General features: G+C 32.4%; 18 protein-coding genes and 1 pseudogene. 6 read left to right on the top strand and 13 right to left on the bottom strand.

Annotation, left to right across the window (positions count from 1 at the left end; genetic code table 11):
• The 11 genes and pseudogenes from DN393_RS24395 to DN393_RS24440 form a co-directional block, all read right to left on the bottom strand.
• The coding region (locus DN393_RS24395; RefSeq protein WP_149174010.1) for a hemagglutinin at window positions 1–695 on the bottom strand (695 nt) is incomplete at its 3' end.
• A 15-nt stretch (window positions 696–710) separates the two neighbouring features.
• The gene (locus tag DN393_RS24400) at window positions 711–1,796 is read right to left on the bottom strand and encodes a hypothetical protein (RefSeq protein ID WP_149174011.1); all 1,086 of its coding nucleotides are present in this window, start codon (window positions 1,794–1,796) and stop codon (window positions 711–713) included.
• 103 nt (window positions 1,797–1,899) lie between these two features.
• A complete protein-coding gene (locus DN393_RS24405) occupies window positions 1,900–2,208 on the bottom strand; it encodes a hypothetical protein (protein ID WP_098412986.1) in 309 nt (102 codons plus the stop codon).
• A gap of 31 nt (window positions 2,209–2,239) precedes the next feature.
• The gene (locus DN393_RS24410; protein ID WP_137077194.1) at window positions 2,240–2,464 is read right to left on the bottom strand and encodes a hypothetical protein; all 225 of its coding nucleotides are present in this window, start codon (window positions 2,462–2,464) and stop codon (window positions 2,240–2,242) included.
• Window positions 2,465–2,493: 29 nt separating this feature from the next.
• Window positions 2,494–2,937 (bottom strand): hypothetical protein, encoded by a 444-nt coding sequence (locus DN393_RS24415; protein WP_137077195.1) that lies wholly within the window; start codon window positions 2,935–2,937, stop codon window positions 2,494–2,496.
• 561 nt (window positions 2,938–3,498) lie between these two features.
• Window positions 3,499–3,747: a hypothetical protein gene (locus DN393_RS24420; protein ID WP_033728777.1), complete on the bottom strand. Its 249-nt coding sequence runs from the start codon at window positions 3,745–3,747 to the stop codon at window positions 3,499–3,501.
• Window positions 3,748–3,850: 103 nt separating this feature from the next.
• On the bottom strand, window positions 3,851–4,426 hold the full coding sequence (locus DN393_RS24425) for a TraM recognition domain-containing protein (RefSeq protein WP_149174012.1): 576 nt from the start codon (window positions 4,424–4,426) through the stop codon (window positions 3,851–3,853).
• A gap of 40 nt (window positions 4,427–4,466) precedes the next feature.
• Window positions 4,467–4,925: a type IV secretory system conjugative DNA transfer family protein gene (locus DN393_RS24430; protein ID WP_149174013.1), complete on the bottom strand. Its 459-nt coding sequence runs from the start codon at window positions 4,923–4,925 to the stop codon at window positions 4,467–4,469.
• A 25-nt stretch (window positions 4,926–4,950) separates the two neighbouring features.
• A complete protein-coding gene (locus tag DN393_RS32200; RefSeq protein WP_255449837.1) occupies window positions 4,951–5,082 on the bottom strand; it encodes a hypothetical protein in 132 nt (43 codons plus the stop codon).
• Window positions 5,083–5,100: 18 nt separating this feature from the next.
• Window positions 5,101–5,382: pseudogene (locus DN393_RS32205) on the bottom strand (SpaA isopeptide-forming pilin-related protein); the annotation flags it as partial.
• A gap of 186 nt (window positions 5,383–5,568) precedes the next feature.
• The gene (locus DN393_RS24440; RefSeq protein ID WP_149174014.1) at window positions 5,569–5,769 is read right to left on the bottom strand and encodes a helix-turn-helix transcriptional regulator; all 201 of its coding nucleotides are present in this window, start codon (window positions 5,767–5,769) and stop codon (window positions 5,569–5,571) included.
• Window positions 5,770–5,967: 198 nt separating this feature from the next.
• Here DN393_RS24440 and DN393_RS24445 point away from each other — a divergent pair, with 198 nt between their 5' ends.
• Window positions 5,968–6,483 (top strand): helix-turn-helix domain-containing protein, encoded by a 516-nt coding sequence (locus DN393_RS24445; protein WP_179958535.1) that lies wholly within the window; start codon window positions 5,968–5,970, stop codon window positions 6,481–6,483.
• Between the two features lie 373 nt (window positions 6,484–6,856).
• The gene (locus tag DN393_RS24450; RefSeq protein ID WP_149174016.1) at window positions 6,857–7,798 is read left to right on the top strand and encodes a Replicase RepFR55; all 942 of its coding nucleotides are present in this window, start codon (window positions 6,857–6,859) and stop codon (window positions 7,796–7,798) included.
• A 470-nt stretch (window positions 7,799–8,268) separates the two neighbouring features.
• On the opposite strand, the gene DN393_RS24455 is transcribed toward DN393_RS24450, so the two are convergent.
• Window positions 8,269–8,889: a DUF3967 domain-containing protein gene (locus tag DN393_RS24455; protein WP_149174017.1), complete on the bottom strand. Its 621-nt coding sequence runs from the start codon at window positions 8,887–8,889 to the stop codon at window positions 8,269–8,271.
• 279 nt (window positions 8,890–9,168) lie between these two features.
• Between DN393_RS24455 and DN393_RS24460 the strand changes: the two genes are divergently transcribed.
• From DN393_RS24460 to DN393_RS24475, 4 genes are all read left to right on the top strand, one after another.
• Window positions 9,169–10,392 (top strand): ParM/StbA family protein, encoded by a 1,224-nt coding sequence (locus DN393_RS24460; RefSeq protein WP_149174018.1) that lies wholly within the window; start codon window positions 9,169–9,171, stop codon window positions 10,390–10,392.
• 21 nt (window positions 10,393–10,413) lie between these two features.
• Entirely contained in the window at window positions 10,414–10,770 is a 357-nt protein-coding gene (locus DN393_RS24465) for a hypothetical protein (protein WP_149174019.1), read from the top strand.
• Between the two features lie 123 nt (window positions 10,771–10,893).
• On the top strand, window positions 10,894–11,145 hold the full coding sequence (locus DN393_RS24470; protein WP_106383579.1) for a hypothetical protein: 252 nt from the start codon (window positions 10,894–10,896) through the stop codon (window positions 11,143–11,145).
• 28 nt (window positions 11,146–11,173) lie between these two features.
• On the top strand, window positions 11,174–11,377 hold the full coding sequence (locus DN393_RS24475) for a hypothetical protein (RefSeq protein WP_149174020.1): 204 nt from the start codon (window positions 11,174–11,176) through the stop codon (window positions 11,375–11,377).
• A 209-nt stretch (window positions 11,378–11,586) separates the two neighbouring features.
• Here DN393_RS24475 and DN393_RS24480 read toward each other — a convergent pair whose 3' ends face one another.
• Window positions 11,587–12,660: a RapH N-terminal domain-containing protein gene (locus DN393_RS24480; protein WP_179958536.1), complete on the bottom strand. Its 1,074-nt coding sequence runs from the start codon at window positions 12,658–12,660 to the stop codon at window positions 11,587–11,589.
• Between the last annotated feature and the right edge of the window lie 132 nt (window positions 12,661–12,792).

Below are 12,792 nucleotides of genomic sequence, written 5' to 3' on the forward strand. Positions count from 1 at the left end.
TTCTCTGGATCTGTTGGTTTACCTGGTTCTGTTGGTTTTTCCGATTCTGTCGGTTTCTCTGAATTTGTTGGTTTTTCCGGCTCTATAGGTGGCTTTGGTTTTTCTGTCCCTGTATTTTCCGTATTACCATTCTCACCCTCCGTTATAATCGGTGGGTTCACAATTGCATCTGGTTTCTTCTCTGGTGGAAGAATATCTCCTATACTCGCTACTGAAGAATCAATATTTTGATCGCCAAATGCAAAATGATCTCCATTCACGCTGACTTGTGGCTTATTATCCGTAATAGCTGCAATCACATTATCTTTTGTTGTATCTTGAAGTGATTTATCTGTCGTTTCTTTATCAAAGAGTGCTAGAACACGGGAAGTGGTTTCATCTCCATTTTGAAGATTACTTACAATAGATTTTTCTTTAAAATTAATTTTTGATTTATCCAGCTCTTCGAGTACATAAGCAACTTCATTATCCTTACTTTGAATTGCGTTCTCTGTAATTGCTTCGAAATCTTGTTTGTTCAGATTTTCTTTCTTTTCCTCCGGCTTATTCTTATCTACCTTTTTTGTAATAGCTGTTTTACTTTTTGATGATTCCTTACTTCCAAACCAACTGCAACCTGTCGTACCTAATATCAATGAACCACCAAGAAAAACAATTCCCATTTTTTTGTACAGATTCTCATAATTTAAAGGCATGTTATTCTCTCCCCCTTAGATGTTCTGTAGATCTTTATCAATTTTTTCAATCTTAGCTTTCTTTTCTTCTTCACTTATCGTAGATTGTTGAACATCTCGTTTCTCTATTTCTTTAACCTCTTTCATTACGTTTTTATTTCCTTGCGTTTTGGCAAAAGAATAACAATCTTCATATTTTTTTAGATTTACAAAAGCTTCAACAATGAGTTTTTCACGTCTACCGTCCATATTGACTTTCCCCTTAAGCTTAATTACCTCCTCATATTTCTTATTAAGCGCTGCCTTTTCAAAGTCGATTACATCATTTTTGACATCAATTTCATTGATTTTATTCATGTTGTCTATCCCAATAAAATAAGCAACCACACTTTCTGCAAATTTCGGCTCATATTGTAATGCCTTATTTGCCTTTCCATTTAATAAATAAGTAAATAAAACTGCCTTCTGACTATCTTTATCTAATTCTGTGTAATTGACCTTATCGAAGTATTTAACGGCTTCTCCATACTGTTGAATGGCTGCCTGTTGTAATCCTTTTACTACATATTGTTCAGAGCCTGCATTTGCACTCGAAACCGGTTCGGAAGAGAATAACTTAAAGGCAAATATGGCACCAGCTCCAATTAACACCACGCTTCCTATGACACTCGCAATAATCTTGAATCCTTTTCTATTTTCCTTTCCAGGCTTTATTTGTGTTTTTACTTCATCCGTTGGACTATAAGAGGCTTCTTCCTTCCTTTCTGATGATTCTTCTTGATATTCATATTCTTCATGAAAAGGAGAATCATTGATTTCTTTTTCTAATGTTTCTAACAGCTCCTTCTTTTGTTCCTCTTGTTCCGGATCTAATTGCATCACATTCATTTTTTTAGAAATGTGATCAAAAATGTGATCTGCATATCTCGAACCAAGTGATAATGTACCGTTATAAATTTCATTAGAATGACCATCTAACAAATCGAAATCAATATGTTCTTGCCGCCCTGCCTCTCTATAAACTCGTTCTAATCGTTTCGTTAAGATATAAGCTTCATGAAACGAATATTGCTTACCCGACTCAATTTCTGTTCCATTGCTACTCTTAAAAATGACAAACATAGCTTCTCCTCTCTCACATTTACTTTAAATTCCATGAAAAAAGGCAACAAAAAAAGCCATACCCTTTGCATAGCTCCCTCATTGCCTTATTTATATTTGTTCACTATTTCATCCAAAGAAACGGGAACATGATTTGACCAAATTTAACATTAGTATTTACGCTTTCTGCTAAGTATTGGCATCCCATTACAATAACGAGTCCGACTGCCCCACCAATAAACCACCAAACACATTTATGTCTTCCTCGTTCGCCGCCCCATATTAATAGATAAGCGCCAAAACAGAAAACAATTGCTGTACTAACGATTGCTCCTCTTTGCATCCATGTAATAAATGAAGTACCCGTATTAATTAGACCGTCCATCGCATCACCTAACACTAACATTTGAGATACTGTTTCCAACATTGACATATACATTCACTCCCTTTTCATTTTTAGATGCTTATACATTACTAAGCTGACTTGATTCATTCGCCTTGCTGTCTTCTTTTACTTCTGTTGGTGTTGCCTTATAAGCTTGTAAAGCTTTCATTACTAAATCTTGATTTTCTTCAATACATTTCTGATGATGTAAATGAAGCCAATGGTTATAATCTTGACCATTGGCTTTTAATAGATTTGCTACCATATCTTTTTCTTTTTTTAATTCCTTTTGTGTAATCGCCACTGTATCACCACCTTTCAATGATTATGTGATTACTTCTGATATTGTTCTTTGCAATTTTTAACAAAAAAACTAATTTCTTTTTCAAGCTCTGATGCTTTAATTTCTGACAGTTTAATATCTTTTTTCGGCTTTCCTTTTTCATAGTACGCAAGAGAACTTCGTCTTTGAGATAGCCCCCAATTATGAGGATTGCTGGTACCTGGTATATCCTCACGTTCTTCATCTAACTCGTGTACTTCAACATTTTCTTGTTTAGCTACTTTTTTTACAAAATGAAGCCAATCTTCTCGCTTTTTCTTGTCAGCACTTAACATAACAAAACCTGTGCCATCCTCACTCATGAACTTCTTCATTTCTAACGGACTAAGTTCCATTACTTCCCCTTTTCCCGAACTAAAGACAAATGTTGAACCAATACCAATTGCAATTAACAGTCCAACAACAGCGGAAATGATCCACCCTTTACGACTCATGCATGTTCCTCCCTATGTCATATTTTTATAAGCGATTTTGAAGTGTGATGAGACACATCTAAACTTCAACATCTGTCTTTATTTTATAACATTTAAAGGAAAGTGGGATAGAAAATGGAAATATCATTTATGGCTGGAATGACGAACCCTGTATTGGTATGCGTATAGAAACTAACCCCGACCTAGCTTCTATAGGCCCAATACCGCACTACGTATTTTGGCATGAACGTAGAACCTTATGTATCTACTGTTTGTATGGTTTATCGCTTCTTTAGAATGTCAAAATGGGATATTCCTCACGATCACTAGCGCAAACAGATTATTGATACAATGCATTTCCAATGGTCACAGATATGAGTTTTACGTACGCACTCTTCTAACGATAATCGTATACCTAACCCCTCTAGTGACCGTTTCAAGGGAGGCACGCATATATATTGAAAGCCGTATATCATCCTTCTACATCATTACTGAAAGGAAGATATACGCAATATATATCTAAATTGTCAAAGAGCAAATTACTTTGTGCTATGTTCTCAGCACACTTCAAAATCGCTTTTTTTATTTACACTTTTGTTTTACAGCTACTAATTCCGCTTGTTTATGTTTCCTTTTTGCGATCAAGTTTTGATGTTCGTCTCTGACAGAACGCACTTGATAATAAATTTGAGCTACATTTTCAATGCTTCCTGTGCTATTTTCAATTGCGATGGTACCTTTCAGTTCGTATGTTTTTCCATCAAAAGTTTTAACACTATGAGCTTGTGATGCGGCAATATCATAAAATGTGAGTCTTTGTTCTTTTCCCATATGATCGCCTCCTATTTTTGATTAAGAAGGGAGAAAAACGTCCCTCCCTTGTATAGTTTTCTAGCCATCTAGATAAGATGAAATAGTGAACGAGTGCTTTATATCATGCTAGGATTGTTGTGTTATACGAGGTTATGATGCGTTGTGCTGCCTCTTTTCCGTATATGTGCTGTAATGCGGATTGAGATTCAACTACGATTGAATGCTGAATGTGGTATGTTGCGCTTTCTTTTAAAAACTGCTCCATATGAGGGATTGGGTACAAATCATATTGATGAAATACCAGGTGAATCGGTCTTATATTCTTGCATTCTGTTAGATATTGAAGAAAATTTGATAATGCTTCCCCTCTCTCTTGATACGTACTCGTTTCCGTTTCTACACTGATGTACACAACGGATTTTTGTTTTAAATCCATTTGTAGTGTTTCATAACCAGTTAGTAAATCATGTTTGATGATGTGATATCCTTGTTTTCGTTTTTCTTGATGGGTATCTTCATAAAAGATGCCTTTCGGATCAAAAATGAAAATAAAATCATCTGTTGTTTTCTTCACACCTTCTATGACCGTTTTATAAGCTCCAAAACGAGCTTTTATGACACCTGCAACCTTTTCCCCTTCATTCAGTTCTTTCAACGCTCTAATCACCTTTGTATACTTCTTAGCTACGCCTAACATGTATTGCACTCCTTTCTATTTCATTTCCCTCTTCTGACTACTACTGAAACCAAAAATACTCTTTTTGTTCCTCTTGCTTTTCACGTTGATGTTTTTCAAGAATGTATAGCAAAGTGATAGCTATCGCATCCCTTGTTTCTTTTGAATAAAGACCTAGCTCATGGAAGATATGATAAGCTGGATGCTCATTCTCAAGCGAATGTACTACTTCTACCAAGTTCGCTTCACTTTCATATATTTTTTCAGTGAACTCAATAACTTTTTTCACATCTAGGTAATATAGGTTTTTATGCCGTTGATTCAGATACAAAATACTTCCTGCCAATAATTTTGTAGCGGATTCTATCCAATAATCATGTTGCTTTAATGGTTTAATTACAGTTTGAGCGATTGAAATTGCTTGCATCAATTCTTCAGGTAACCAAGCACTCTTGCGCCGCATAACGCCTTCCCCAGGTTTCCCTAAATTTTTCATTTTACCGACGTAGATTTCTGACATTTCATTTCATCTCCCTCTCGGTTTCTTATATCTTGCTCCCTATCCAAAAAACAACTGTCCAAATGGGAATTACGAGTATACATGCATTACGAAATCCAATAGCAAAACCAAGCGGATTTTCATCTGTTTTACTAAAATGAGCTTGGTATTTTGTCATATACTCTTAGTCCTTTCTTTATTGAACTTTCTTACGGTTTCTTGCTGCAAATACGGCTCCAATTAAGCCAAGTGCGACACATACATGACCAATCCATCTTATGTATGGATTTTCGGCTTTACCGCCCGTTGTTGAAAGATAAGTTTCGATTTTCTTTGGTGTTTGTTCTAGTTGTGGTGCTTCTGATTTTTGTGGTATTTGTGGTATTTGTGGTTGTTCTGGTTGTGGTGTCTCTGGTGTAGGTGGTGTCGGTTTCTTCTAATCCTTCACCGAATGCTTAATGATTTGACCATTAAATTTCGCAATGCCTTTTTAATCCGTTTTTCCTTTTACAAATTTTTACTAACAGATCCCTCAAATGATATACAGTTTTCAAAGATCCATTTTTGAATCATTAATTCTATTTGAATTACTAGTTTTTTTTACTATAATTAAACTTATATGGTTACTTTGGAACTTTATTTAGTAACTTTAACTTTTTTTAAGTTATTCACGAACTCGGTAGTACGTTGGTATAAAAAAGTATTCGACCGGTTTATTAAAAAACTTAGCAATTTTTTCTGCTCTTTCGGAATTAACACTTGTTTTTCCTTTCTCGATGGCATGAAGAACTTGAGGTTTAATATTAATTTTTTGACCGAGTTGTGTTAAAGAGTAATCTTTTGATTGCCGTTCACTTAATAGCATAAGTATTAAATACCTCCTCTCGTTTAGTATAAATTAAGTATACATCACTTTTAAAGTGAAAAACAAGTAAAATTTACTAAAAAATAAAATATTTTAGTTTCATTTACTTAAATATATACAAAACAATATGTATTTTATACTGATTTTTGGTATTTTTAACACAATAAGAATATGACTTTATATGAAAGGACTAAAAATATGAATATTTTTAGCGAGCGTTTACGGAAATTACGCCAAGAACGTAGTTGGTCAATGAAGGAGTTAGGAGAAAAATTAAGTGAAGTTGTAGGATCTTCTTTTAGTTCTGCCTCCGTATCGAATTGGGAAAAGAAAGGATCAGAGCCCCCATACAATATCTTAGCTGCAATAGCACAAATTTTTGATGTTAGCGCTGACTATTTAATAGGAATAAGTGACACACCTACTCTAAATAATGAAATAGTTACAGAAAAAATTGAGCATAAACAAGACATAATTAATAATGTAGAATTATATTTGACAATAAGCGAACATGAAAAGAAACAAGACATATATACAAAAGTAAAAGAGTTACATCAAGAAATTCTTTTGTTGCCAGATAAAAAACAAGAACAATTAGAAAAAGAACTGACTGAATACCTTAAGTTTTTTGGATATAAGTACGATCAGTTACATGTAGATTTCGTTAATTTCACGAATTACCTGCAACATGAACTACAAAAAAAAGGTCTCTAAACATTAGAGACCTTTTTTGAAGATTACACGCCATAATTTAATTCAATTAATCTATAAACAAACTGTTTAAGTAAAAAATACTAATTATTAGATTGATATTCTATCTTAATAGTTATAAAATTAATGCATAAATAAATTTATCGTTTAAATTATTACAAATAAAAAAACCCTACCACAAGCCATTTTTAATTGATCTTTCAGTTTGGCCGCTGAATCAATTAAAAATCCTAAGAGAGTAGGGGTTTTATCCATATCAAAATATATATTATCTAGAACCATTATAGCACCTAATATATATAATGTGAATAAAAACCTCTACTTTTCCAGCATTTTTCTGTTTCTTTGTGGTGGAAAAAAATAGGAGGTTTTTTCCGTGTTATTAAACAACTTTTTGCTTAGTCGAGCAAAAGCTGAATTAAGTCCTCGAATTAAACATTTATCAAAAACACCAGGAACTATTAATCAATCAATCAAGAAAGTTACTACTTATATTGATAATATTGTCCATGATAATGAAGGTGTTACCACAAAAGATTACCTTACCAAAAGACAATTTGAAGCCTTTGAGACTATCTTATCTTATTTAGTACAAGAAGGTTATACCCAAGTAAGGCAAGAACACATTTGTAAAAAATCAGGTATTTCTAAACCAATTATTAATTACGTGTTGAATTGGCTGCAAGATTTAGGAGTATGCCAACAAATAAAGGTAAGACGGCACGGAAAGATTGCTCCTTCCGTTTACATCTTGACTATACATAACAATTATTTAAAAATCATTGAATACTTCAAGGTAAAATGGGCTTTAGCTATTGATATATGCTCTACTTTTACAGAGTTTTTAAAGAAGAAAACTTCACGAGAAAAAAGTGAATCTGAAGAGGAAAATCAAATATCTGTTGCTTCTAATGGATTAGATATTTTTGATATTAAAACAGAGCGAGAAGAAGACTTAAACACTTACTTAAGTGAAGATCAGAAAAGAGCTTACCACCATATAATGAGTCAACGTGTAACAAATTTAACTGAAAATGATGCTTATGTCATTGCTTTAAGATTACCACCAGATTTAGATAACTTAGAAACGTCTGGTGAGTGGGCTTTTGAAGAATCTGTTAAATGGTTTAGAGATAACAAAGCTGATTATAGCGCTCCGGCTCATTTTATGAAAATGTTTAGTGAGAAATTAAAGTTTTATCAAAAACAAAGAATAAATGAATCTCAAAAACGTCTTGCAAATATGGGGATAGATAAAAAGAATAATAGTCCAATCCCATTCGATTTATTCAAAAAAATGCTTGTTCCGAACCCGTAAACCTTATTTTTCAAAAAATAATTATCATTTAGCCTTGCTTGAAAAAAATCACACATAGCAAGGCTATTTGTCATGTCATTATCTATCCTCCACTTTCTTCAAGTCTCTTCAAATGCTTAAAGAAAAAAATATCCGGATTTTGCATCGAGAACTTTCATTTTCCCCTTAAAATTCTAGTAAAAAAACCTTCCCATTTAAAAATGAAGATTCCAAAATTTACCCACATATTAACTTAGAAATTTACTAAGCTAAAATTCTAAATCGCTTGTAAGAGTAAGAGTCAAAGGCTATATTTTATTTCTAATGTTTTTATTGGTTTTATTTTTTCAAAACAAGATTTAATAAATAAGGTATTCTAATAAAAATTTGTAATTATTTAGCGAGGCTTATCAAACTTATAAAATACAAAGGGAAGATTGTAGGTTTATTACAATCTTCCCTAAATTTCTATACTACACTTTGAATCACAATTACTTTTTAAATAATTTAGTAAACCAGGATTTTTCCTGTTGACTAGATGCTATTAGTTTTTTTGTTTCTTGCACCTCTCGAATTAGTTCTAACAATTTTTGATCCTTACTACTTATTTTAGAATCAAAAACCTTCTGTTGTTCCTCAATTTTGGTAAGAAGTTTTTTATTCGTTCCCTCTACTTCTTTCATATGTTGAATGAGCTGTATATTTAGTGCTTCTTGATTTTGGAGATGTACAGCAACTTCTTTCATATTCTCGTACATCATTTGAAGAATGGGTTTATTCATAAGATCGTCCTGGCTAGTTTCTTCTTCAATCACAATATAGTTTACAGTACCCTTTAATACGTTCTCAATTACATCTGGTGGTTCTTGTGCATCCTTCATGTTGGCTATTAGTTTAAAAAGCTCTAGGGACTCCCTTTGGTATCTTAGAGTTCTTCCTTTTGTTCCTGGTACTGTTGCTAAGTATGGTTTGAATTGATCTCTCCAAGCTTGAATGGTTGTACGGGGTTTTTGAAGTATCCTTGCAATATCAGCAAGAGAATAAGTTTTTTTATACGCACTGTCCTGGCTGCCGTGCCACGATTCCTCTGTGTGACCTTCCCCTGTCGTCATTAGTCGTCACCACCTCGTTTTATGTCTTTAATACGTTATTTCAAGTTGGCATTTAATCGTTAATGGTTAAAATCCATGTTCGTCATGTTGTTGAATGTTCGTTATTCGTCTAATTCGATTAATAATAAGTATTTTCCTTTCAATTAAAGTTTCTAAAAATAAGTGCGACTTAAGTCGTACTTATTTTTAGAAAACGGTTGTTTTTTTGGTTAAATGTGCTAAAATAAGATTATAAGTAACACTTAAGTCGTACTTAGATACGAAAGGGAGGAATTTTTAATGAAGATTGGAAGAAAAGTAGCTGATTTCGGAAACAGTTTTAATAATTTCACAGTGGATGGTTATTACTTTGAATTAGCAACGAATGTAGTAAAAGTTTCTAAGAAAAAAGCGGAAGATTTACTTGTTGAACGTATTTCAAATCCAGAGGATTTGTTAAATAGTTTATTAATTTCAACTGAAATTGACGGAGAAGAATCTTATTATGTATTGGGACGCTTAGCTGAAGATAATCAGTTAGCAAATTCTCACGTAAATAAAATGCACGATAAAATTAAAAGCCCGATCCCTTATATAAGCTTTTTAGGAGCAATGGCATATTATCATGCACTTAATGCTGATAAAGACGATAATGAAGTTGAAATCGAATATATGAGCATGATGTTACCAATATGGTTGTTAAAACGTGAAGAGAAATTTAGCATTGCTCACAAGATGATGGAGCAAAGATTTATAGGTGAACATAAGGTTAAAGTTTTAACACCAGGTATGGAAAGAGAGTTAACTATTACTGTTAACACAGCAAAATGCCGAAATGAATCAGAAATTGCTAGACATTCATTGAAATACAAAATGGTAGCAAAAGATAAAAATTCAGATGTAATCAGTATTGAGAAACGTTTGGAAGCTGAAAAATTTGATGATTTCGAAGTTGTACTTACTGATATTGGTGGAGGATCAACGGATGCTGTACGTTTAGGAAAAGGGCTTACTACGCCTAAACACAGAGACTCATTCCAGGTAATCGATATTGAACCATTTTTAGGGTATATTGACCGATTTAGAAAAGAAAAAGTACTTCAATATTTTAAAGATTTAAGAACATTAGAAACATTTATTGTTAAGAATTATAAGGATCAAGAGTATGTATTAACAGATGAAAATACAGGTCAAGAGCATGATTTTACTTCTGAAATTGTAGAAGCACTACAAGAATATGCAAAAATTTTAGTTGCTAAAGTACTAGATGTGTTTATTCCATCAAGTACAAATACAGTCTTAAAATTCATCTATATTGGTGGAGAAGCGCCAGTTTTAGAACCATATATTAGATTGGCGTTATTAGAACATATGAACGAAACGGCTGCAAAGAATAATCATTTCTTCTTAAGTGATATCATCAAGCGTGATGAAAAAGAAATATTCGCTCCAACATCCAGAACAATTAACCTAGCTGCTTTAGAGTTAAAAGCAATTGATGAAACAAAAGAACAGTTAGCTTAGAACAAAAGGACGTGCTAATATATGGCTAAAAGGAGAAAAATGGCATTAGGTGCTGAAAACATGCCCGATGACGTATATGAAATCCTTAATGAAAAGTCTAATAGTAGGCAATTAACAAGCTATGTTGTCGAGTTAGTACAAAATGAGCAACGATATGAACAACTAATGCAAAAATTAGAAAGTGTAGAAGAGAGATTGAATCTTTTAGACACAGTTGAAAATAAATTAGATCAGTTACTTTCTAATGGGTTTGTTACTACACCAAAACAACCAGATCTTAAAGGTGAAGAACCAGATCTTAAAGAAGGTAAAATTATAAATGCTAAAGAGGTAATTGGTGGAATTGCTAAAGAAGATAATGAAGAAGCGGATTTTTAAAATTCGAAAAGCAAAAGACAACAATGCATATTAACATGGTGGAGTGCTTACTTTTTATAAAGGCACTCCATTTCTTTATATTTTAAGGAAATGAGCTACTACAACAATAAAAGAGGTGAGCAAATGGAAACTCAAGTGAATAAATCAAAAAAAAGAGCTGGATTTTTAAAGTCCGTTTGGTTTTGGATGGTACTTATCGGTATATTATATTTATGTAAAGCATTTATTTTACAAATTCTCGGTATTTTATTAATTATTGCTTTTACCTGTTTGGGATTTTATTATCTTGGTTATTTGTTGTTTGGAATAATATCTTTAATTATAGTTGTAGGTAGCGTCATATGTGCGATATGCATTTTAGGATATCTTTTATAATATCGAATTGTAAGAAGGAATGAGGATTATGGAAAAGTACCCAGTGGAATTTACAATTATATCTCCAAACAGTGAAGTGTATGAACCGGATATTGTATACATTACAGCAAATAACCCTGATGCTGCTATCAAACAAGTGGAAAAAGAGATCGAGTCCAGAATGGGAAAGTATTATACATATAAAGTTAAAATTAGTATTCAAAATGAGGAAGAGCAACTGTCCTTATTTTAAAATATTTTAATAAGGTAAATTAAATCTAAAATTTATTTTGTGTGTAAATTAAAATAGAGGGGATTATCCCCCTCCGTTTCCATGTGCATATTGAACAATCAAGTCTTTGACAACTTTGCTTACCGGAGTTTGTACACTAAATATTAAAGCCACAGCTATTAACAGTCCAATAGATTTATGATGTAGTTTCTTCATTTAAATCACCCTTTTTAAAATATATTCTTCGTTTTCCTGGACAACTCGAAATATTCGCACGATTTAAGGTAGTTCTTTTGCTCATAATACTTATGCGCTAAATGCTCTTGATATTCCTTAGTATACTCTGATATTTTTCGTTTTTCAAAATATTCAATACCTTCCAAAATGATAATTTCTAATTGTGAAGCATCTACATTATCATTTAATGCTTGTAAGATGCGAAAATGATGTAAATACTCTTCAATACCAAGATTTTTACAGATATTTATGCCTCGCTCGATCCGCTCACAAGCTACTTCTTTTTCGAGTAATTTTACGTATTCTCTTGCTTCTACGAATAAAGCTTTATAGTTGTTTAACATTTTTTTATTAACTTCTGAAAGATATTGAATTGCTAAATCTGGACGTTCCTGTTTGGCATGCATTAAAGCTATATTTTGTTTTACCATTAGTATGAAGGTTTCTTCTTTTATCGTTTCGAAAGTGTTTAATGCTAAAGTATAATGCTTATTCGCAAGTTCAAATTCATCTAACTCTGCATAAGTTAACCCCAAGAGATTATTACAAAAAGCAAGGTTAGTTTCACATTCAGCATATTTAGAAAATATTTCTTTAGCCTTTGATAATTCTTCTAAGGCTAAAAAGCCATTGTATGAATCATACAATGTATATCCTAGCATATAGTGAAATTCAGCAACCTCTAATTCGTTATTAATATATTTTAACAAAGGTTTCGCTTTATCATAGAATTTTCTTGAAGATGGATAATTACCGACTGCATTATAGTAAATCGCTTTGAAAAAATGGTAATAATATGTTAAAAAATTATCCTGTGGTATAGAAAATGTATTAATAATATCGAAACTATCCGTAGAAATGCCTAGGTTGTTAAGTAAATAATTATGACGATAATCCATGAGGTAGTAATGTAGCATCAAATTTTGGTCTTCTTTAAATTCATTTATAACTAAGTCGATCTCATCTTTTAAATAAATTGCTTCATCAAGATCTCTCGCTCGAATTTTAAAGTACCATTCATTTAAATTCTGAATCAATTGTTCATTCCCTTTCACATGAACGTTCATATCTTTCTCCCCCATCATCCCATATCTCGTAAAATAATGGGAATATTCTCATAATAAAATAATAACAGAAAAGCAATCATATATTTTATTAAAGTCTATGTTTCAATATTATTCTGAATATTCTGAGTTCGG

Source organism: Bacillus sp. BPN334 (assembly GCF_008368885.1).
GTDB lineage: Bacteria > Bacillota > Bacilli > Bacillales > Bacillaceae_G > Bacillus_A > Bacillus_A wiedmannii.